Annotated in this window: 18 protein-coding genes; 11 read left to right on the forward strand and 7 right to left on the reverse strand. The window is 54.9% G+C overall.

The window, feature by feature from the left end; translation table 11 throughout:
- Positions 1–43 precede the first annotated feature (43 nt).
- Complete coding sequence (locus FCL49_RS07350; RefSeq protein WP_174353006.1) at positions 44–574, forward strand: GNAT family N-acetyltransferase; 531 nt, start codon at positions 44–46, stop codon at positions 572–574.
- Here FCL49_RS07350 and FCL49_RS07355 read toward each other — a convergent pair.
- On the reverse strand, positions 569–1,447 hold the full coding sequence (locus FCL49_RS07355; RefSeq protein ID WP_174353007.1) for a LysR family transcriptional regulator: 879 nt from the start codon (positions 1,445–1,447) through the stop codon (positions 569–571). The two genes, FCL49_RS07350 and FCL49_RS07355, sit on opposite strands and share 6 nt — an antisense overlap.
- 94 nt (positions 1,448–1,541) lie before the next feature.
- Here FCL49_RS07355 and FCL49_RS07360 point away from each other — a divergent pair, with 94 nt between their 5' ends.
- The gene (locus tag FCL49_RS07360) at positions 1,542–2,525 is read left to right on the forward strand and encodes a nitrilase family protein (protein ID WP_174353008.1); all 984 of its coding nucleotides are present in this window, start codon (positions 1,542–1,544) and stop codon (positions 2,523–2,525) included.
- A 104-nt stretch (positions 2,526–2,629) separates the two neighbouring features.
- Here FCL49_RS07360 and ompX read toward each other — a convergent pair whose 3' ends face one another.
- Positions 2,630–3,148: an outer membrane protein OmpX gene (gene ompX / locus FCL49_RS07365; RefSeq protein WP_037425349.1), complete on the reverse strand. Its 519-nt coding sequence runs from the start codon at positions 3,146–3,148 to the stop codon at positions 2,630–2,632.
- Positions 3,149–3,546: 398 nt separating this feature from the next.
- Here ompX and rhtA point away from each other — a divergent pair, with 398 nt between their 5' ends.
- The 8 genes from rhtA to ybiO all read left to right on the forward strand — a co-directional run bounded on the left by rhtA (position 3,547) and on the right by ybiO (position 11,280).
- Positions 3,547–4,434 (forward strand): threonine/homoserine exporter RhtA, encoded by an 888-nt coding sequence (rhtA, locus tag FCL49_RS07370; RefSeq protein WP_174353009.1) that lies wholly within the window; start codon positions 3,547–3,549, stop codon positions 4,432–4,434.
- Between the two features lie 145 nt (positions 4,435–4,579).
- Positions 4,580–5,047 carry an N-acetylneuraminate anomerase gene (gene nanQ / locus FCL49_RS07375; RefSeq protein WP_174353010.1) on the forward strand — a complete coding sequence of 156 codons (468 nt, stop codon included), beginning with the start codon at positions 4,580–4,582 and terminating at the stop codon, positions 5,045–5,047.
- A 362-nt stretch (positions 5,048–5,409) separates the two neighbouring features.
- Positions 5,410–5,913, forward strand: a complete 504-nt coding sequence (dps, locus tag FCL49_RS07380) for a DNA starvation/stationary phase protection protein Dps (RefSeq protein ID WP_012005914.1) — start codon at positions 5,410–5,412, stop codon at positions 5,911–5,913.
- Between the two features lie 159 nt (positions 5,914–6,072).
- Positions 6,073–6,339, forward strand: coding sequence for a DksA/TraR family C4-type zinc finger protein (locus FCL49_RS07385; protein WP_174353011.1), 267 nt, complete (start codon positions 6,073–6,075; stop codon positions 6,337–6,339).
- 348 nt (positions 6,340–6,687) lie between these two features.
- Positions 6,688–7,431, forward strand: coding sequence for a glutamine ABC transporter substrate-binding protein GlnH (gene glnH / locus FCL49_RS07390; RefSeq protein WP_085115857.1), 744 nt, complete (start codon positions 6,688–6,690; stop codon positions 7,429–7,431).
- 105 nt (positions 7,432–7,536) lie between these two features.
- Positions 7,537–8,196, forward strand: coding sequence for a glutamine ABC transporter permease GlnP (gene glnP, locus FCL49_RS07395; RefSeq protein ID WP_012005911.1), 660 nt, complete (start codon positions 7,537–7,539; stop codon positions 8,194–8,196).
- Positions 8,193–8,915, forward strand: a complete 723-nt coding sequence (glnQ, locus tag FCL49_RS07400; RefSeq protein ID WP_012005910.1) for a glutamine ABC transporter ATP-binding protein GlnQ — start codon at positions 8,193–8,195, stop codon at positions 8,913–8,915. The genes glnP and glnQ overlap by 4 nt, the downstream gene beginning before the upstream one ends.
- 154 nt (positions 8,916–9,069) lie before the next feature.
- The gene (gene ybiO / locus FCL49_RS07405) at positions 9,070–11,280 is read left to right on the forward strand and encodes a mechanosensitive channel protein (RefSeq protein WP_174353012.1); all 2,211 of its coding nucleotides are present in this window, start codon (positions 9,070–9,072) and stop codon (positions 11,278–11,280) included.
- A 78-nt stretch (positions 11,281–11,358) separates the two neighbouring features.
- Here the strand turns inward: ybiO and FCL49_RS07410 are convergent, their stop codons facing one another.
- From FCL49_RS07410 to rlmF, 3 genes are all read right to left on the reverse strand, one after another.
- Positions 11,359–12,636, reverse strand: a complete 1,278-nt coding sequence (locus tag FCL49_RS07410) for a methyl-accepting chemotaxis protein (protein WP_174353013.1) — start codon at positions 12,634–12,636, stop codon at positions 11,359–11,361.
- Positions 12,637–12,958: 322 nt separating this feature from the next.
- Entirely contained in the window at positions 12,959–15,967 is a 3,009-nt protein-coding gene (locus FCL49_RS07415; RefSeq protein ID WP_174353014.1) for a DUF4214 domain-containing protein, read from the reverse strand.
- A 220-nt stretch (positions 15,968–16,187) separates the two neighbouring features.
- Entirely contained in the window at positions 16,188–17,153 is a 966-nt protein-coding gene (gene rlmF, locus FCL49_RS07420) for a 23S rRNA (adenine(1618)-N(6))-methyltransferase RlmF (protein WP_167796628.1), read from the reverse strand.
- Positions 17,154–17,272: 119 nt separating this feature from the next.
- Here rlmF and FCL49_RS07425 point away from each other — a divergent pair, with 119 nt between their 5' ends.
- Positions 17,273–17,911 carry a flavin reductase family protein gene (locus FCL49_RS07425; RefSeq protein ID WP_174353015.1) on the forward strand — a complete coding sequence of 213 codons (639 nt, stop codon included), beginning with the start codon at positions 17,273–17,275 and terminating at the stop codon, positions 17,909–17,911.
- Positions 17,912–17,974: 63 nt separating this feature from the next.
- Here the strand turns inward: FCL49_RS07425 and FCL49_RS07430 are convergent, their stop codons facing one another.
- Positions 17,975–19,831, reverse strand: a complete 1,857-nt coding sequence (locus FCL49_RS07430) for a M3 family metallopeptidase (RefSeq protein ID WP_174353016.1) — start codon at positions 19,829–19,831, stop codon at positions 17,975–17,977.
- Between the two features lie 50 nt (positions 19,832–19,881).
- Entirely contained in the window at positions 19,882–20,841 is a 960-nt protein-coding gene (gene ybiB / locus FCL49_RS07435; RefSeq protein WP_174353017.1) for a DNA-binding protein YbiB, read from the reverse strand.
- Positions 20,842–20,844 lie beyond the last annotated feature (3 nt).

Here is a 20,844-nt window from a genome sequence, read left to right on the forward strand (position 1 = left end):
GCATACTGCACAGACCGCCTTTGGTTCTGTGCAGGAAAAAATAATGCCCCTTATTACCGCCGCACCGCAGTTGCTTACCGAACGTTTACGCCTTGATGCCCATACACTGGACGATTTTGACGCCCTGGCCACCATGTGGGCCGATCCTCAAGTGGTACGCTATATCGGCGGCACGCCTAGAGATCGGGAAGACTCCTGGGGTCGGCTGATGCGTTACGTCGGTCACTGGGCGCTATTAGGTTATGGCTATTGGGCAGTGCGCGATAAAGTCAGCGGCGCTTACCTCGGCGGCATCGGCTTTTCTGACTTCCAGCGGCATATCACCCCGGCACTCGACGCCCCGGAGATGGGCTGGACGCTGGTGACATCGGCGCAGGGCAAAGGCTATGCCACCGAAGCGTTGCGGGCGGCCCTGGCCTGGGGGAAAGACCATTTACCGGGTGATAAGGCGGTCTGTATTATTTCGCCGGATAACCAGGCTTCCGTGGCACTGGCGAAAAAAGTCGGTTTTAGTGAAAGCCATCGCAGCGAGTACCATCAGAACCCGATATTGGTGATGCACTGCCCACTATAAACTCACCGTTGCTGTGGCCTGGGCAACCTGAATAAAATTATCCCGCAGCGCATCAGCCTGCTGTGGGTTCCAGGCAATGCCGACCTGCCACTCGGTCTGTTCCCCGCTCAGCGGCAGAATATCGATACCCACCGGAATAATATGGCTGACGCTGTGCGGCAACAGGGCAACGCCAATGCCGGCGGCAACCAGCGCCAACAGCGTCTGGATATCCCCCGCCTGCTGCACCACATTGGGCGTCAGTTGATGGGCGGCAATAAAACGCAGCGACTGTTCGCTCAGACCGCGTCCGCGTTTTGGCGTCAGTTGCAACAGCGGCAGGGTATTGAATTGCCCGATGATCGTTTCCGCCTTCAGCGCCAACGCAGCGGGTGCCGCCAGCACCAACCGATCGCTCAGCAGTGCGGTCGCTCGCAACGGCGTGCTGACCGGCAGCCGCACGAACCCCACCTGCAACTCTCCTTGCAACAACAGTTGATACTGCCGCTCTGAAGGCAAATCCTCCAGCCCCACGGCAACCTCAGGAAAACGCTGGCGGAAGGCGGCAACCAGTTGCGGAGCAAGGTGAAAACTGGACAGCCCGAACCCGATAGCCAACCGCCCCGCTTCGCCTTGCACGATCCTCAAAGCACGCTGTTGAAACTGCACATGCTGACCAACCAGCGTCTGCGCTTCGGGATAGAGTCGCTGTCCGCTGGCGGTGAGCTGAGCGCCCTGGCGGCCACGATTAAATAGCCGGGCACCCAGCAATGCTTCCAGCGACTGGATCTGTTTGCTTAGCGCCGGCTGGGTGATACAAAGCCGTTCCGCCGCCAGACGATAATTGCCCTGTTCGGCCAGCACCACAAAGGCGCGTAGTTGTCGAATATCCATTCCATTTGGTTATCAAATAGAGAATTTAATTGATTATACAGTAATCGATGGCTTTGCTGTAATCGACACCTGATCACAACTAAAGGCGTCCCCCATGACAAACTCTCTACGCGCCGCGACGGTGCAATTCCAGCACCGCGCCAACGATAAAAATTACAACCTGTCGGTGATCGAGGGCTTTATCGCTCGCGCCGCCGCCGAACAAATCCAGGTGCTGACCTTCCCGGAGATGTGCATTACCGGCTATTGGCACGTCCGGCATCTCAGCGCCGGCGAAATTGCTGCACTGGCAGAGCCGATTGCCACCAGCCCTTCACTGGCGCGTATTCGTCCGCTGGCGGAGCGCTATAACATGGCCATCGGTGTTGGGCTGATTGAACAGGGTGAAGACGGCAAATATTACAATGCCTATGCGGTTTGCCTGCCCGATGGCAAGCTTCACGTACACCGAAAACTGCACGCCTTTGAACACCCGGCGATAGCCAGCGGCGATAGCTTCACCGTTTTTGACACCCCATGGGGGGTCAGGATGGGAGTGTTGATCTGTTGGGACAATAACCTGGTAGAGAACGTGCGGGCAACCGCTTTGCTGGGAGCTGAAGTCCTGCTCGCTCCGCATCAAACGGGCGGCACCCATTCCCGCAGCCCACACGGCATGAAGCCAATCCCGCTGGAAGTCTGGCAACAGCGGCAGACAAATCCGGCGGCGATAGAAGCGGCGTTTCGTGGCGAACATGGTCGCGGCTGGCTACTGCGCTGGCTACCGGCTCGCGCTCATGACAATGGCCTGTTCGTTCTGTTCAGCAATGGTGTGGGCCGCGATGATGACGAAGTTCGCACCGGCAATGCGATGATCCTCGACCCCTATGGCCGTATTTTGGCGGAAACCTGGGCGGCGGAAGATCGGATGGTCACGGCGGAACTGGATCTGTCGTTAATCCCGCTCAGTACCGGACGCCGCTGGATCCATGGCCGTCGGCCGGCGCTGTACGGCATTCTCACCCAGCCGCAGGGCTACGAGCGAGATGCCCGCAGCGCTCGCTTTTCGTCAGAGCCGGCGCAGAAACTGGGCAAATAGTCATCTGTGCCAAATTACAGGCAAAAAAAATCCGCCCGAGGGCGGATTTTTATCTGATGCGGCCAATTGCGCCACACGCTCACACCCGTAGGCGTGGAGAAATCTTAGAAACGGTAGCCTACGCCAACGCTCCAGATGCCAACGTCAACGCTGCGGATACGGCTCTGCTCGTAACCAACATCCAGAGCAACGTCCTGGATTGGGTTGAACTGCAGGCCAGCACCGTAGGTGAAGCCGTAGTCGCTGTTGCCGTTACGGTCGGTACCGTTCTGAGCGTTGTCGATGTTTTTGCCGTAGCCAACACCGATCACACCGTAGATGCTTGCCCAGTCGTTGAAGCGGTAAGCTGGACCGGCAGTGATAGAGTTGTACTGAGATTTACCGTAGTAACCGTTCTCAGAACCGTTCTTTTCCACGTGGGTAAAGGAACCGATCACACCCAGTGGGTTGTTGTCGAACTCGTAACGGTACTTCAGGTTGAAACCGTCGGCTTTGTTAGCAACGCCTTGGAGATCACCCTGCGCATAGCCTGCGGATACGGTGCTCTGGCCAGCGAATGCGGTACCTGCGGTTACTGCTAATACACAGGCTGCTACTGCGGAAAGACATGCAATTTTTTTCATAACCACCTCAAACGCGTTATATTTTTAAGTAAATCCATTTGTTCATGCATTGAAAATATAACAAAAATCAGCGTGAAACTCTGCCTTAAAATGAGTGTCTAATGCTTTATATCGTGTAACATTAGATTTCAAGAACAGTGTATCCTCTTCTTTTCGCTCTATTTTCGAGCCGTATTCTACTCGTTTCTGTGACAATAATCACCTATTTAAAATCCAGATGATTCTTAAAAAAAGCGCACTTTTTGAGCATAAAACCCAGCCGACCGTCCTGAATCTGGCACTTTTCTCCGTTGTGAACGCTTTTCTCAGACACATTTAGCTCATTTCATTTACACTGCCATCATCCGAATTTCGACGGTCTTCCCTGGTAGTGGGAACCCCATAAAAGGCTCTTAAGGATGTCCTCGTCTGCAACCGCTAAAGCGTCTTCCACGCTGGTGCCTATCTGTTTATTAATTATTGCCATGGTGTCGATTCAGACCGGCGCCTCGCTGGCCAAAAGTCTGTTCCCGCTGGTCGGTGCTGAAGGCATCACCACGCTGCGCCTGAGTATCGGCACGCTGATCCTGTTTATTATCTTCCGCCCATGGCGCATGCGTTTCGCCGCCGGCAGCCGTCTGCCGCTGTTTATCTACGGCCTGACGCTGGGCGCGATGAATTACCTGTTCTATCTTTCCCTGCGCACTCTGCCGCTGGGCATCGCCGTCGCCCTGGAGTTCACCGGGCCACTGGCGCTCGCCATGTTCTCGTCACGTCGCCCGATCGACTTTCTATGGGTCGCATTGGCGATTGCCGGATTATGGTTCTTGCTGCCGCTGGGTCATGCCATGAACAGTATCGATCCGGTGGGGGCGGCCTGTGCGTTGGGTGCCGGTGCCTGTTGGGCGGTCTATATTATCTGCGGCCAAAAAGCAGGGGGGGACCACGGCCCCGGCACCGTAGCTGTCGGTTCCCTGATCGCCGCCGTGGTGTTCTGCCCGATTGGTGCCTGGCAAACCGGTAGCGCGCTGCTGAATGTCGACATTCTGCCCATTGCATTGGCAGTAGCCATTTTGTCTACGGCGCTACCCTATTCCCTGGAAATTATCGCACTACCGAAAATTCCGGCGCGCACCTTCGGCACCCTGATGAGCCTGGAGCCGGCGATGGCGGCGCTGTCCGGCATGTTGTTCCTTAATGAACACCTGACAACGGTGCAATGGCTGGCACTGGCAGCGATCATCGCGGCTTCCATGGGCGCCACCCTGACCATCAGGCCAAAGCCACAAATCGAAAAGCTGTCCTGAGGAACGACTACGCCTGCATTTGCCAAAAGCGGAATGCAGGCGGGTTAACTGTTTTCACACTGGCAAACAGGCATACTTTTCCGCGCAATATCCCCCACGTTTTATGGAACCGAACCCGGCAGGGTTCAACACATGGAGAATTAAAGTGATCTATAACACTCTGTTTAACCCACGCTACGGCCGTGGGCTGTCACCGAAACTGAATGAAACCCTCACCGCCCTTCGTCAATACGATCTGCCTGAGTTGGCACTGGGGCGGCATGAGATTGACGGTGAAAAGATTTTTATGGAAGTGATGACGCTCACTACCGGATCGACGGAAACCCGGCGTGCAAAGCTGCATCAGGAATATGCCGAAATACATCTGCTAATCAGTGGTGAAGAGCGAATTGATTACGGCATGCTGGGTGACTGGCAAAGCGAATTACCCTATGACGAAGCCCGCGATCTGCAACTGTTGGATATCATCCGTCATCGCCAGACGCTGACGATGTTCCCGGGCATGTACGCCATATTTTTCCCTCATGAACCGCATCAGGTCGGATGCCAGTTGAATGCACCGATGTTGATCAAAAAAGCGGTGGTTAGAATACATTACACCCTGTTGCTGTGACCGGCGAGCCGGTCGAGATGGCCGGCTTTCTCGTCGCTCTATTGATAGCTGCAAAACTGGAGTTCAAATTTTAAAGACCAGAACCATCCGAATAAAATAAAAGTAAACAGAGTGATAAATTTCATTTATAAATTATTACACCCGCAAACAAATCGCAAATTAAAACAAATTAAAAACAATAAAATCAACATTTTAAATAAAAAATAATTTCACACGAGTTAACCTACCCTTATTATTCATCATTTTCAATTCGTTACTCCCTATTTATCCAATAGCCATTTTCGTCCTGCAAAAATTCATATCATTGCTATAATTAGTCCCGTACCAAAATAGGACCAGGTTACAACAAGAGGAGATCTGATATGAGTACCGCTAAACTGGTGAAAACGAAATCTTCTGAACTGCTTTACACCCGCAATGACATGGACGAAAAAACCAAGCTGGACGCCATCAAGGCGCTGAACCGTCAGGTTATCCAGTTTATCGATCTGTCGCTGATTACCAAACAAGCCCACTGGAACATGCGCGGCGCCAACTTTATTGCCGTTCATGAAATGCTGGACGGGTTCCGTACGGCCATCATCGATCATCAGGATACTTTTGCTGAACGCATCGTACAGTTGGGCGGCGTCGCCTTGGGTACGGTACAGGTCGTGAACGACAAGACCCCGCTGAAAAGCTATCCGACCAATATCCACAGCGTGCAGGAACATCTGAAAGCGCTGGCCGATCGTTACGGTGCGGTGGCCAATGACATTCGCAAGGCCATTACTGAAGTAGCGGATGAAGATACCGCGGATATGTTCACCGCAGCATCCCGCGATCTGGACAAGTTCCTGTGGTTTATCGAGTCCAACATCGAATAAACCCGATAGTACCGTTCAAAACGGCCCGCATCGCGGGACTAAGCAGGCTGAGGGCTTTCGCCCCGGCCTGTTTTTCTTTTTACGCAGCTTGAATTGCTCAAAAAACCGCCCATAGTAGATAAAACAGGCAATGGGCAGCATCACAAAAGTGAGGTGACTATGGCAAGCGGATGGGCGGCGGAAGGCGCCGTGCAGGATCAAATCGACTCCACCGTGGATGACGCCGTACAGCGTGCCAGACAGGCGCTGGGCCGGGGCGAAAGTGAGCATTATTGCCAGGAATGCGGAGAAGAAATTCCTTTAGCCCGTCGGCAAGCGCTGAAAGGCGTGCGCTATTGTCTGGCCTGCCAAACCGAGCTGGATAAAAAACAGGCGGCGAGTAGCTTATTTAACCGCCGCGGCAGCAAAGACAGCCAGCTGCGTTAAGCTCATAGGTGCCAGGCACCGCCTAAACTGAACACTCCTGCACCAAATGCAACAGCCTTGCGACACAAAAGTTAGAGTTAGTTATCAGTATTGAAGCGAAATGGTTAACTATCGGTTGTTTCAGCGCCATTATTTGGTTAATGATAGACCCCTGCACCAACAGGCACCCCAAAGCACCATTTTGGGGCCTCAATTTGGTGCATGAAAATAATAATTCGATCTTCAAACACAACATCACAGCATAACTCTTTGTTTTTATAGTAGTTGAAAACATGGCACGATTCTTTCATGGCACCAACTGCAATATAAAAAATGGGTAATCCGCAACCTGTACAGGAAATTCCTCTCATGAAGTCAATTTTTAAAGTCTCCCTGGCCGCCCTTTCGCTGGCCTTTGCCGTAAGCTCCCACGCAGCAGACAAACTGGTCGTCGCCACCGACACCGCATTCGTGCCTTTTGAGTTCAAACAAGGCGATAAATACGTTGGCTTCGATATCGACCTTTGGGCCGCCATCGCCAAAGAACTGAAACTGGATTACACCCTGAAACCAATGGACTTCAGCGGTATCATCCCGGCACTGCAAACCAAAAATATCGATCTGGCGCTGGCCGGTATTACCATTACCGAAGAACGTAAAAAAGCTATCGAATTCTCCGACGGCTACTACAAAAGCGGCCTGCTGGTGATGGTGAATGCCAACGACAACAGCATCAAGGGCATTGACGACCTGAACGGTAAAGTGGTGGCGGTGAAGAGCGGCACCGGTTCCGTTGATTACGCCAAACAACACATCAAAACCAAAGACCTGCGTCAGTTCCCGAACATCGATAACGCCTATATGGAACTGGGCACCAAGCGCGCCGACGCAGTGCTGCACGACACGCCAAATATCCTGTACTTCATCAAAACTGCCGGCGCAGGCAAGTTCAAAACCGTCGGTGAATCACTGGAAGCTCAGCAATACGGCATCGCCTTCCCGAAAGGCAGTGATGAGCTGCGCGTGAAGGTCAATGGCGCGCTGAAAACGCTGCGCGACAACGGCACCTATAACGAAATCTACAAAAAATGGTTCGGTACCGAACCTAAATAACGGATGAAGTCAGTCACTGATTCACTTGAGCACAGGGGTGGTGTCTTAGCCCCTGCGCTTTGTTGTATCTGATTCCCACATTTGGGAACACCGGGAGAAAACACCATGCAGTTCGACTGGAGCGCCATCTGGCCCGCCATCCCCATTCTGTTAGAAGGCGCCAAAATGACCCTGTGGATTTCGGTCCTCGGTCTGATTGGCGGCCTGATCATTGGCCTGGTTGCCGGCTTTGCCCGTACCTACGGCGGTTGGATTGCCAACCACGTGGCTCTGGTATTCATTGAAGTTATCCGCGGTACGCCAATCGTGGTGCAGGTGATGTTTATCTACTTCGCCCTGCCGATGGCGTTCAGCGATTTACGCATCGATCCTTTCAGCGCGGCAGTGGTCACCATTATGATCAACTCCGGGGCCTATATTGCGGAAATCACCCGTGGTGCCGTGCTGTCGATTCATAGCGGTTTCCGTGAGGCCGGCCTGGCATTGGGCCTGTCGCGCCGCGAAACCATCCGCTATGTCATCATGCCGCTGGCGCTGCGCCGCATGCTGCCGCCGTTGGGTAACCAGTGGATCATCAGCATTAAAGACACCTCGCTGTTTATCGTGATCGGCGTGGCGGAACTGACCCGTCAGGGTCAAGAGATTATTGCCGGTAACTTCCGCGCGCTGGAAATCTGGAGCGCCGTGGCAGTTATTTATCTGATTATTACCCTGGTGCTGAGCTTCGTGCTGCGTCGTCTGGAAAGAAGGATGAAAATCCTGTGATTGAATTTAAAAACGTCTCCAAGCACTTCGGGCAAACCCAGGTGCTGCACAACATCGACCTGAAAATTAACCAGGGTGAAGTGGTGGTGATTATCGGGCCTTCCGGCTCCGGCAAATCTACGCTGCTGCGCTGTATCAACAAACTGGAAGAGATCACCAGCGGCGATCTGATCGTCGATGGCCTGAAAGCTAACGATCCCAAGGTTGACGATCGGTTGATTCGCCAGGAAGCCGGCATGGTGTTCCAACAGTTCTACCTGTTCCCACACCTGACCGCGTTGGAAAACGTCGCCTTTGGACCTATTCGCGTGCGCGGGCTGAAAAAGTCGGATGCGGAAAAGCTGGCTCGTGACCTGCTGGCCAAAGTTGGCCTGGCAGAGCGTGCGCACCACTATCCTTCAGAGCTTTCCGGCGGCCAGCAACAGCGAGTGGCTATCGCCCGTGCGCTGGCGGTGAAGCCGAAAATGATGCTGTTCGATGAGCCTACTTCGGCGCTTGACCCGGAACTGCGCCATGAAGTGCTGAAGGTCATGCAGGACCTGGCGGAAGAAGGCATGACCATGGTGATCGTCACCCACGAAGTCGGCTTTGCCGAAAAAGTGGCGTCACGGCTGATCTTTATTGATAAGGGACGGATTGCGGAAGATGGCAACCCTCACGAGTTGATCAACAACCCGCCAAGCCCTCGTTTGAAAGAGTTCCTGCAGCACGTTTCCTGATTTATCCTGTTCAACGGCGGGCGTACTCAGCGCCCGCCGTTTCTATTTAGCACGCGTTCCCACTCCCTGCCTCGCATCATTTCCTACTATATTGCTTGTTTTTATTAACATTTGTCTTTAATCCGCCGATTTACAGAGCCCCAAGAGAGGATAAATGCCCGCAACCGCATGCTCCCGATTAGGTTCTCATCTGCGAGAACGCTGGTTCCCCCTATTACTGCTGCTGATAGCCTGCACTGTTTCCCCGTTGGCGATGGCGCAACCCGCACAGACAGCCGCTTCCGCTGACCAAAACCAACAGCAAAAAGCCTCTTACGCCGCACTGGCGGATATTCTGCAAGACGACAAGGCCCGTGCCGCGCTGATCGACCACCTCAGACAGGCAGCAGATGAATCTGCCAAAACCCCACCGAAAACAGAAACGTCAGAAACGCCCGAGTCGCTGAGTGACAATCTGAGCAATCTGGCACAAGGGGGTATCAGCAGCGTTAATCAAAGGCTGAGCTCGCTGCAAAAGCTGATCGACTCGGGGCCAAAACGCAGTTTTAATCCCGACAGCTTTTTCCGCGCACTGGGCTACTTTCTGCTGACGGTGGTGGTGACCTTTGCCCTCTTCCATCTGATCCGTCGGCTGATCCGCCCGCTGTATACACGCATGGGCAACTGGGGACATAACGCCAAACTGCAGCAGGGGCCATGGTATAAACTGCCGACGGCTATCCTTGGTGCTTTCGCCGTCGATCTGCTGGTACTGCTGCTGGCGCTGGCGGCGGGCAACCTGTTTGCGCGCCATGTGAATGCCGACAGCGCGACCATTCTGCGTTTGCAAACCCTGTTTCTTAGCGCCTTTGCGGTTATCGAGTTCTTCAAGGCGGTACTGCGGCTGATCTTTGCGCCCAACTTCGATTATCTGCGCCCCTTCCCGTTTAGCGATGCCAGCGCCCACTACTGGAACCAGCGTCTCGCCTGGCTAAGCGGCCTGATTGGCTACGGCCTGATGGTGGTGGTGCCGGTAGTGGCGACGCAAATCAGCTATCCGGCTGCGGCTGCGGCCAATCTGATAATCATGCTGGCTCTGACGCTGTATGCAGTGGCTTTGATCCTGCGTAACCGCAAACCGATACAACGGCAAATAAACCTGCTGGCCGAACGCTCCATGGCGTTTTTCAGCATTATTTTGCGCGGTCTGGGTCACGTCTGGCACCTGCTGGCGATCGCCTATTTCCTGGTGCTATTTACGCTGTCGCAGTTTGAAATCGGCAACAGCCTGCGCTTTATGATGACCGCGACGGTGAAAAGCCTTGTGGTCGTTGGCCTCGGCGCCCTGCTTTCCGGCATGCTGACCCGCTGGATTTTCCGTCGTATCTCGCTGCCGGATGACGTCAACCGGCGCTACCCGATGCTGGAACGTCGCATTAACTCCTATATTCCCAATGGGCTGAAGATACTGCGAGTGATCGTAGTGTTGGCGGTGACGCTGCTGCTGTTTGACGCCTGGCATCTGATCAATTTGTACCAGTGGGCCGGCAGCGAAAACGGCGAGAAAATTATTGGCGGGCTGGTGCATATCCTGCTGATTGTGGTAATCGCGGTATTCAGCTGGACACTAATGGCCAGTATTATCGAACACCGCCTGGCATTGGAACTGAGCAACGGTATTCGCCCGAGCGCGCGTGAACGTACCTTATTGACGCTGTTTCGCAACGTACTGGCGATAGTGATCAGCACCATTACCATCATGATTGTACTGTCGCAGGTGGGGATTAACATTGCGCCCCTGCTGGCCGGTGCCGGCGCACTGGGGCTGGCCATCAGCTTTGGCGCGCAAACGCTGGTGAAAGACGTGATTACCGGCGTCTTCATCCAGTTCGAAAACGGCATGAATACCGGCGAATATGTCACCGTCAGCGGCATTACCGGCACCGTGGAGCGCATGACCATCCGTTCAATCGGTCTCCGGGACGACTACGGCGTGTATCACATCGTTCCCTTTTCTTCGATCACCACGCTGGCCAACTATGCGCGTGAATTTGGCGTTTACCGTGCCAATTACAGCGTTAGCCGCGACGAAGACATCGATCGTGTCCATGAGGTGCTGCATCAGGCCGTTGATGCATTGAAACAAGACGAGCAGGTGAAGCACTTTCTGGTCGGCGAACCGGTATTCAACGGCGTGGTCGCGCTGGGTGACCGTTCCTTCACCACTCGTGTCACCGTTCGCACTCAGGCGTTGAAACAGTGGGTGGTGCAGTACGCGCTCGATCGTCTGGTAAAAATGCATTTTGACCAGGCCGATATCGCCATGCCACAACAGGCCATGCAGCTTTCTTATGCTCCTGGCTCAGAACCCCCGGCAGCAAAATGAGTTGAGAGGAAATGACGCTAACCCTGGCCATCGGGGTTAGCGTCACCGGCCTCAGTGCAGCGCTTCTGGCTGTTTTACCTAGGCAAATGTCTGCATCAGTTTCACCACATCCTGCATGCCCACATTCACCTGATTGATCACCTCACCGGCATCATGTGTCAGGGCAACGCCACCGCCCGCTTGCTCCACGCAGACCGCCATTCCGGCAATCGCTGCCGCCACGCCCTGTTGAATCGCTTTGGTAATCCTCTCGATTTCCGTCGCCGCCTGGCGGGACTGTTCTGCCAAAGTGCGTACTTCGTTGGCGACCACGGCAAAACCGCGCCCGTGCTCCCCCGCGTGTGCGGCCTCAATAGAAGCATTGATAGCCAGCAAATTGGTTTGTGAGGCAATTTTACGGATCGCCTCCACCATGGTGCCAATTTGCTGTGACCCATTGCCCAGTTCGCTGACCACGGCAGAAGTATCGCGCGCAGCCGCTTCCACCTGCTGCATGCCCGCCACCGCCTGCTGCACGATCACCGCCCCCTGCGCCGCGGTTCTGTCGGTATCCAGAGAAAGGTGATGTGCGTTGCGAACCATCTGTTCCTCGTGCTGCTGCTGGATCATCAGTTGGGTAATGTCCTGAGCGATTTTCACCACCTTCACCAAGCGCCGATCCTCGTCAAGGATCGGGTTATAGCTGGCCTCCAGCCACACCCGCTCCCCGCGTCGGTTCACACGTTCGAAACGCCCGGTAATAAACTCACCGCGTGCCAAACGCTGCCAATGCTGGCGGTAATCGTCAGAGGCGGCAAATTCTGGCGGGCAAAGCACTGCATGCGACTGCCCGCGCGCTTCCTCCAGCCGATAGCCCATCAAGTTCAACATATTGTCATTGGCATCGAGGATCTTTCCCTGTGCGTTGAAAGTGATCATCGCCATGGATCGATTTAACGCTGCCAATAAACTCTGATGTTCCTGCGCCTGGGTAATACGTTCGGTCACCACGCTGGCGATCTTGACGATCTCCATCACCCGCCCCTGCTTGTTCAATACCGGAGTGTAGGTCCCCTGCAGCCACACCACTTCACCGTCTTTGCGAATGCGTTTGATATTGTCTGTAATCGATTTGCCCTGATTTAACCTATCCCAGTGTTTGCGATAGGCCGCGCTCGCGGCATATTGCGAATCGCAAAAAATAGCGTGATGTTGACCGAGCACTTCATGTCGCTGGAATCCCATGGTTTGTAAAAATAGATCATTGGCGCGCAGCACGGTGCCATCGGGTTTAAATACAATCATGGCAACGGCATTTTCTATTGCGTTCAATTCCGCGCGGCTGTGGGTATTTAACTGACTGAATCGTAACAGCATAGGGTAAAAATCCTTCTGGCAGATGATTTAGCGGACCAAGGCTTCTCATTTTATTTTTACGCACGCCGCGCCCACACGCAGACGTGCATCCCCAGAGAAACAGGCAGGCCTTATTCTCCAGACAGATAATGCTAACCGGGATAAATATATAAATTTAGCAAGGTGACTATTATTTTTTAAATAAATGATTAAATCAGGATTTTTATTATTGATAACCGCATTGAGAATAACGCAAGTTGAAGAAATTGAAAGGAAAACGAAAATTATAATTGGCGCCGGTTAAATAACCGGCGCCTGCGGACATAAATACGACAGCTAAAACTCAGGCAACCAGTGATTCCTCCATGGATGCCGTAGCGGTAATAGTAACTTCCGGTGGGAGATAGCGCAGTTCACTGAGCAGCATCTGGTGATCCTGGCCCAACAGCAGGATCACACTGTCAGCAGCATCCAGCCGGTGATCGTCGTTATTGTCGACAATAATATAACTGCTGTTTTGATCGGCCAATACGCTGCTCACCCCCACCTTGGCGCTGAGAGCCCCCGGTTTGCCCAGATCCAGCAGTGCCGCCAGCAGTTGGCTGGCGCTCCCCATCTGTTCATCCCCCAGCACACCAATCCGGGCTTCAATATTTTGGCCATCGCTGGTGCCGTAATCCGCCAATGAACGACCTCCGGCATCATGGGATAAACGCACGCCAGACAAAACGTCAGTAATACTGTCTTGCTGCAGTGAAAAACCCTTGAGTGTGACGCCGGAAGCCGCCGTGCTTGATTGCAGAGTTACGCTGTTATGCCCTGCACCTGCGATTAGCGTGGTATCTCCCGTAATGTTGAACTGGTCATTACCCCCTCCACCTTTGACTAACAGTTGCTCACCTACCAGCCCCAATTCGGCCAATAACGGATCCAATTTGGCCTGGCTGGCACCGCTGAGCGGCAATAAATCCAGCATCTGGATCAGCGTACCGTTTCCGCTGCCGCCATGGGCCGAATTCAGAGTGAACGCATTACCGGCAAAGGCTGAAGCGTCAATCAGCCCCACATTGTGGTATCCCTCTTCCAGAGTCAGGTTAAAGCTCGCTCGCCCCGAAAGTACAATGTCATGCACCTGGTCATTACTGCCGGTCAACGTCAGTGCGCTGCGCCCCCAACCCGCTGCATTGATGGCAATCAGCTCCAGCGGGTTTTGACTGCCGTGAGAACCCAGTGCCAAAGACCCGACGTTTCCGCTGCCGGAAAATAATAGATCGACGCGGTGAGTGGCATTCGCCAGAAAATCGATTTCGAGCCGGCTGTCTGCCTGATCGCCCACGCTGCTTATTTCAAGCCGTGCAGCATCCGCATTGGCGTTAATCACTTTGACATTATCCGCCCGATCGGAAAGCAACAGTCCCCCGCTACCCAGATCGTTCGCAGCCCGATCCTGGACGACATAGCCCCCCAGAGTGCCCTCTACCGTCGCATGGCCATTTAGTACGCCGTAATCAAAAACATGGGCTTCAGTCACCAGTTTTTCTGTCTTAATCCCACTCCAACTGACCTTATTCAGCGTCGCTTCAGCCTGACCGATATAACCGGCCATATCGAGCTGTTCAAAATGGCTGAAGTTGGCAGCGTTGCTGCTCACCGTGCTGACACGCATTCCCCAAAGATCGAGTGTAGACGTGAGTTTAACGATCAGATTAGCAGACAGGATGTCCATGCCTGCACCACCGTCAGCTCGCAGCGCCCAACCTACATGATTGGCCCCCCCGGTGGCGTTCCCGGCCCATAACAGGCTGTCATTTCCCTCACTCAGATTAAAATTCCCGCTGGCGGCAGCCACATCTGCCAGCGCCGTTAACTGTACCTGATCGCTACCGTAGGTACCGTCGAGAGTGACGTTGGCGTTATTTACGGTCACCGCCACGCCATATTTAACGTTCGGGTTATGATGCAACTGAATGGCCGCAGCCCCCTCCCCATTGATAGTCAAATAGGAAAGCTGGGAGGCATAGCTCAGATCCACAGAGACATCCTTATCTGCATTGAGGAAAACCCGGAACAGTACGGCAGTTTCCGCATTGCTCAGCGAGTGTCCGACATGGGTGTTTACCGTCCCGTAAGCATTTCCACCCTCTTCGCTAGTGCCAAGCGAAGCCGTGGTTTTATAGGCCAGGCTTTGGCCAATCTCTCGGGCAAACGCCCATTGCTCACTCTGAGTCACTCCGCCAGTGACGTCGTTAGTCATCAGATCCTCAACTACCGCCTGCGTGATCACTCCCTTGTCGTCACCCAATGCCCGGTAATGCGCCAGTTGTTGCTCATCTGCGGCTTTGCCATGAACGGCCTGATACACGTGTTGAATAAAAGCATCCCCCTGCAAATCACCAATCTGTCCCTGAAACTCGGGGGTTGCCAACAGGGCAGCGACCAACTCAGGATAACTCAGGGTGCCGGAGGCCAGGGTTTTGCTCCAGGTATCCAGTGAAGCGGCATCAATACTCCGTTCAGGAATAGCGCGAAACAGCGCTGCTACTTGTTCCAAATAAACCGCTGCAGGCAGCTCCCCCGATGGATATTGATAACCGGCATCATTGAAATGCTGCTGCGCAGCTTGATCTGCCGGTGCCACTTCGCCACGTAATTGCTCAATCATGGCAACCAGCAGATCGCCACGCGTCGCCCCTCCCGCCAGTTGATTTTGATAATCGCTCAGTTCAGCCGCCGTTGGCGGGCGCTCAAAACCCTGTTCGAACAACTGCAAAATAAAGTCGCCGTCCGAAAGATTATTGATTGGCAAGGTCTCTATTTTTTCCTGCGCCAGAACGCCCAGATCGCCCCCCTGATTAAGCTGACGGCCATATGAATTGATTTCGTCAGCCAACCAAGGGGCTTTCAGTAGGTAGAACATGGCGATGGCATCACCGGCCCCTCCGACAGCATCATCGGCAACGGACGGGAATAGCCCCTCGGCAATCCTTTGATCCAATGCGTCACGCTGCGCGAGGATAGCCGGATCGTCCCCCAGATAATTGAAAAGATCGATGACCACACTGGCGATCGCGCTATTGAAATGGCCCTGCATAAGCAGCTCGTTGATATAATCCGGATCGGGGTAGGCGTTATAAACCGAAAGGTAGACTGAGGTGAGAATATCGTATTCGCTCTGGCCGTTCATCCAGTCGGCATCAGGCTGACTCATTAAAATACTGGCCATATAAGCCGGTGGCTGACTGCCGATATCAAATTGACTGTCGTAATAGTCAATTTCAGAAACCGTCGGCAGACGTCCAAAAATACCGATGATCAGAGCGCCGACTTCTTGTTGCGTAGATAAAGGAATCATAATAACTCCCACTAATGTGTCGAATGAAAGATACGGCACATCAGTGCCGCAACCTGTCTCCTGCTGCAGGGAGAGAGACGATGCACACTGCTGGGATAGCTATTATTGGTATGGCTACAGTTAAGGAACCTTAATGGGATATGTCAAGAAAGGGCGTCAAGCCTAAAGCCAGTATGGGAGTTGCCTCCCATACCGACAAAAATCTGTGCAAACTCCGAAATTAACGCCAGCGTTCTGCCGCCCAGGCGGCCTGTTGCTCGGCGTCATGGAAGGTCCAGGCAACAAAGCGGCTGATCTTTTGCCCCTGCGCCATCTCGATAGTGCGCACTTCCGCCACCCCGGCCAACTTGGCCGCGTGATAAATCGACGGCAAGGTGGTGTGTTTGGAAATCAGCGAGGTGAACCACAGGCAGTTCTGCGCCTTGCTCACGCTTTCTTCGACCATTTTGCGCACGAAGGCTTCTTCGCCGCCTTCACACCAGAGTTCGTTATTCTTGCCGCCAAAGTTCTGGACCGGCTTGTCGGCCACTTCACCCTTGCCCAGCTTGTGCAGTTTGCGGCGGGTGCTGGCCTGCGCTTCCTGCTCGGAGCCGTGGAATGGCGGGTTACACAGCGTGGCGTCAAACTTCTCAGCCACACCGATGATGCCGTTAAAGATAAACTCCGGTTGTTTTTGCAGGCGCAGACGCACGCTGTTTCTTAACGTCGGGTTCATTTCGACGATCATTTTGGCCGAATTGAGCGACACCGGGTCAATCTCTGAGCCAGTAAAACGCCAGCCATACTCGCGCAGGCCGACGATCGGATAAATGCAGTTGGCACCAATACCCACATCGAGGATCGCCACACCTTTGCCACGCGGGATCTCACCGTCGTTGCTGCTCGCCAGCAGGTCGGCCAGATGGTGCAGGTAATCGGCGCGCCCCGGGATTGGCGGGCACAGGTAATCGGCGGGAATATCCCAATGTTCGATACCATAGAAGTGTTGCAGCAACGCACGGTTGAGCATTTTAACCGCCGCCGGATCGGCAAAATCTACCGAGATATCACCCCAGGCGTTTGGCTTGACGAACGGCTCCAGCGCCGGGCAGCTGGCGATCAGCGCCGGAAAGTCATAGCGCGAGCGATGACGGTTACGCGGGTGCAGTCCGCTTTTCTGCTGCGGGAAGCTTTTCTTTTTTTCCACCGTGACGGGCTCTCTTAAAGGTATTTCTGGCGCGTAAGATACCATAAAGCGACGGCAAACTTGCAGGCGGCAGGAAACACGCCAGAATAAAAGCTCTGTTTAGCCAATTCAGGTCATTTATGAGCAGTGAGTCCCGTTATTACTATGAACCCGCCGCAGGCCACGGTTTGCCACACGATCCGCTGAATGCCATCGTCGGCCCACGGCCGATAGGCTGGATCTCGTCGGTCAGCGTCACCGGCCAGCGCAACCTGGCACCCTACAGCTTTTTTAACTGCTTCAACTACCGCCCGCCGATTATCGGCTTCGCCAGTACCGGCTGGAAAGACAGCGTGGCGAACATCGTCGAAACCGGAGAGTTTGTCTGGAATCTGGCGACGCGCCCACTGGCCAATGCCATGAATAACAGCTCCGCCAGCCTGGCGCGCGGTGAAGATGAATTTGCTTTTGCCGGCGTGACGCCACTACCCAGCCGCCTGGTGAAGGCCGAACGCGTAGCGGAAAGCCCGGTGAACTTTGAATGCCGCCTGTCGCAGTGCATTCAATTGCAAAGCGCTGCAGGCGACAAGGTGGATACCTGGCTGGTGCTGGGGGAAGTGGTGGCGGTGCATATCGACCCCGCGCTGCTGGACGAACACGGCATCTATCAGACCGCCGCCGCCGAACCTATTCTGCGTGCCGGTGGCCCGAGCGCCTACTACGGCATCTCGGAACAGCACCGTTTTGACCTGACCCGCCCGGACGCGCAAAAGCGCTGAGCGGCCACAGGTTCTGAAAACAAGCCCGCCGATGCAGGCACATGGCGGGCTTGTTCAGCGGTTTCAGGCCAGGCGCGCGTTAATCGCTGCGGCGAAGTCACGGCACATCTTTTCATCGCCCTCGGCGTTATCCGCCAGCACCTGCTCGCCATCCACCACGCGAATATGCGCCGCCAGGTCGAAGTCTGCCGCCGGTTGCGGCCGAACAGCAGCGGCAGCGATGGTCTGCTGTGCATCCTGCCAGGCCTGCGCCACCGTCTGGTTGCAGGCCCGCGCCAGATAGTCCGGGTTAAAGCCTTCGCCGGTCAGGCTGCGTAGCGTTTCATCATGACTGACACCGTTACCCGGTAGCCAGTAGTGATGCGCCAGATCCGGACCAATCGCCGGGTTATCGGTGAGGTAACCATCACGCTGCAGGAAGAAATGACGCGTCTGTTCGACCGCCATCAGTGCCAGCAGATAGCCCTGATAGGAACAGGCCGACTCCAGCGACAACAAATGCGGGATCGCCAGCGTCGGACGCGGGCTGCCACTGATGCCCAGAATTTTGTGCTCAACCTCGCGCGCCAGTGCGGTAATCGCCTCTGGTGTCAGCTGTTGCTCATCCCACTGATACAGCGCCCACTCAAAGTAAGGCACCAGCAGAATATGACGTTCGTTGAACGCACGCATCGGCTGACGTGCCGCAATACTGGCTTCAATCAGCGCGTCCGGCACCGGCTCACCGGCGGCGTTTTTCGCATAGCGTTTCAGCCAATCGGCGTCGTCCAGCAGGCTGTCACAGAACATCGACTGGGTTTCCGCATAGGCCATGGAGGTCGGCGGGAACTCCTGCGAGAAACAGGGCGCGTTCTGGCAGATATTGGCAAAGTGCGCGGCATGGCCGCCCTCGTGGAACAGCGTATTCAGCCCATGAGCGCCACTGCCCACCTGATCCGGCTGCGCCAGACTGGTGAAGTTAATCCGCGCCGGCAGCCATTTCCCCTGCTGGATAAACGGCGGCACCGGGCCGTGCATAAAGCCGTTTTCATACTTGCCCTGACGCACCAGTAGATCGAGATCCATCTGCGCACCACGAAAACCGATGTGCAGCCGTTTGAAGCTGTTGATCCAACGCTCCAGCGACTGGGCAAACGGGAAGTAAGGATCCAGTTGTCGGGTCACATCACCGGCGCTGGCAAAACGGATGTTCCAGGGTTCCAGCGCCTGCTCACCCTTCTGCGCCGCCAACTGCTGCAGGCTGCGTGAATTGGCCTCGCGGGTTTGCTGTTCGAAGCGGTCCAGAATGGTGAACAACTGCTCCGGCGTCATGCGCTCGGTTTTGTTGACCTTGTAGTCGAAATAGTTGCGAAAACCCATCTGGCGTGCAAAGCGGTTACGCAGGCTAATCAGCTCCGGCAAACCGTTGAGCAACAGCCACTGCTCCAGCTCACGCAGCGCATTCTGCGAACTGCGGCGGTAATCTTCATTTTCATTGGTGGCCTGGTTGGTCAGCAGCTCACCGAGCGAAGCGTTCACCCGCTGCCCGGTGGCATTCAGATGGCTGACCGGATTGGCCTTGCGCCGGGTATACAGGTCCGCCTCGGCACTGATGATCTGATCCAGCAGCGTCTGGGCCTCGGCATCTTCAATGGCGTTACAGTCAAAGAAACGCAGCCAGCCGTTCAGCCCATGTTGCAGCGCGTCGCGCTGTGCGTCCTGCGGCAGCACTTCCAGCCCAGCTAACAACTGACGAATTTCCGCCAATCGACGCGGTTCGGCGATAAAGCGTTTATAGGCGCTTTCCGCCGCCGAGAAGCGGGCGGAAACATCGTCGCCACCGGTACCCATATAGTTGTGCCAGAACAGATCTTCTTTGGTGCGGTGAACCTCAAGGTAATCCTGATTCAATTGATTGAAGTAATCGAGAGCCTGTTGCATAACCATCCTTTCAGCCGATTCACGAAGTATTCCAGTATAGACGACGGGATTTACGCGCTGCGTAAACGCTCCAGTCCCTGCTCCAGGCTGCCGACTTCACCGGTAGCCAGCAAACAGCAGGCAATCTGCCGTTGGATCGCCAGCGGGATCGCCACCTCACCCGCCAGGCAACGTTCGGTCCAGCGCGCGGTGGTCTCGGCATCTTTTGCCGCCGGCAGCTCGGGAATTTCATCCTGCGCCGGTCGTTCCAGCAGCACCTGCTGCTCGCCGTTAACCATGTAATGGATTTGTGGGCATCGCTGCGGGTTGGCATAGGCCTCGCCTTCGGTACCGTGCATCAGTAACCCGCGAGCGCCGATTTGGCGGAAAAACGAGGCCACACGGCCGACGTATTCCGGGTGCGACACGCTGGCGATACGCAGGACATCCTGCTCGGCAAACGGCGTTGCCAGTTTGGCCAGGGTATGGGCGCTGTTACGCACCCCCATGCGCCAGCGCAGGCCAAGCTGACGCTCCAGAGGGGCAGACAAGGTGGAAACCGGGATAAACACCACTTCGCCCGCATCCAGGCGCTGCTGAGCATGAGCAGCATCTTGCGACCAGGGCAGGCCCAACGCCTTGAAGGTTTCGGCGCTGGTGACGCGGGTGCTGTCATCGAGCACGCCATGTACCACCACCGGCAGACCGACGCGTTTGAGCAACAGCGCCAACAGCGGCGTCAGGTTCGCCTGTTTGCGCGCACCGTTATAACTTGGCAACACCACCGGCATCGGTCGCCCAGACGGTGCCTGCAGGCGGATCACCTGCTGTTGCATCGCCTGATAAAAGCCGATCATTTCCTCTTCGGCTTCGCCTTTGATACGCATGGCAATCAGGATGCCGCCCAGCTCCAATTCGCCAACCTCATCGGCCAGCATCTTTTGGTAGAGCTGAAAGGCGGTTTCCCGATCCAGATCGCGCGCATGGTTCTTGCCACGGCCGATCTCTTTAATAATTTTGGTGTAATCCATGCT

Source organism: Serratia proteamaculans, from assembly GCF_013337185.1.
Classification (GTDB): domain Bacteria; phylum Pseudomonadota; class Gammaproteobacteria; order Enterobacterales; family Enterobacteriaceae; genus Serratia; species Serratia proteamaculans_D.

Excerpts from the sequence above, each read along its gene's own strand:
- FCL49_RS07425 (WP_174353015.1), top strand. The coding sequence starts at position 17,273 with ATGAGCAGTGAGTCCCGTTATTACTATGAACCCGCCGCAGGCCACGGT.
- FCL49_RS07410 (WP_174353013.1), bottom strand. The coding sequence starts at position 12,636 with ATGCTGTTACGATTCAGTCAGTTAAATACCCACAGCCGCGCGGAATTG.
- ompX (WP_037425349.1), bottom strand. The coding sequence starts at position 3,148 with ATGAAAAAAATTGCATGTCTTTCCGCAGTAGCAGCCTGTGTATTAGCA.
- FCL49_RS07360 (WP_174353008.1), top strand. The coding sequence starts at position 1,542 with ATGACAAACTCTCTACGCGCCGCGACGGTGCAATTCCAGCACCGCGCC.
- FCL49_RS07385 (WP_174353011.1), top strand. The coding sequence starts at position 6,073 with ATGGCAAGCGGATGGGCGGCGGAAGGCGCCGTGCAGGATCAAATCGAC.
- ybiO (WP_174353012.1), top strand. The coding sequence starts at position 9,070 with ATGCCCGCAACCGCATGCTCCCGATTAGGTTCTCATCTGCGAGAACGC.
- rhtA (WP_174353009.1), top strand. The coding sequence starts at position 3,547 with ATGTCCTCGTCTGCAACCGCTAAAGCGTCTTCCACGCTGGTGCCTATC.
- ybiB (WP_174353017.1), bottom strand. The coding sequence starts at position 20,841 with ATGGATTACACCAAAATTATTAAAGAGATCGGCCGTGGCAAGAACCAT.
- dps (WP_012005914.1), top strand. The coding sequence starts at position 5,410 with ATGAGTACCGCTAAACTGGTGAAAACGAAATCTTCTGAACTGCTTTAC.
- FCL49_RS07415 (WP_174353014.1), bottom strand. The coding sequence starts at position 15,967 with ATGATTCCTTTATCTACGCAACAAGAAGTCGGCGCTCTGATCATCGGT.
- FCL49_RS07355 (WP_174353007.1), bottom strand. The coding sequence starts at position 1,447 with ATGGATATTCGACAACTACGCGCCTTTGTGGTGCTGGCCGAACAGGGC.
- FCL49_RS07350 (WP_174353006.1), top strand. The coding sequence starts at position 44 with ATGCCCCTTATTACCGCCGCACCGCAGTTGCTTACCGAACGTTTACGC.
- FCL49_RS07430 (WP_174353016.1), bottom strand. The coding sequence starts at position 19,831 with ATGCAACAGGCTCTCGATTACTTCAATCAATTGAATCAGGATTACCTT.
- glnH (WP_085115857.1), top strand. The coding sequence starts at position 6,688 with ATGAAGTCAATTTTTAAAGTCTCCCTGGCCGCCCTTTCGCTGGCCTTT.
- glnP (WP_012005911.1), top strand. The coding sequence starts at position 7,537 with ATGCAGTTCGACTGGAGCGCCATCTGGCCCGCCATCCCCATTCTGTTA.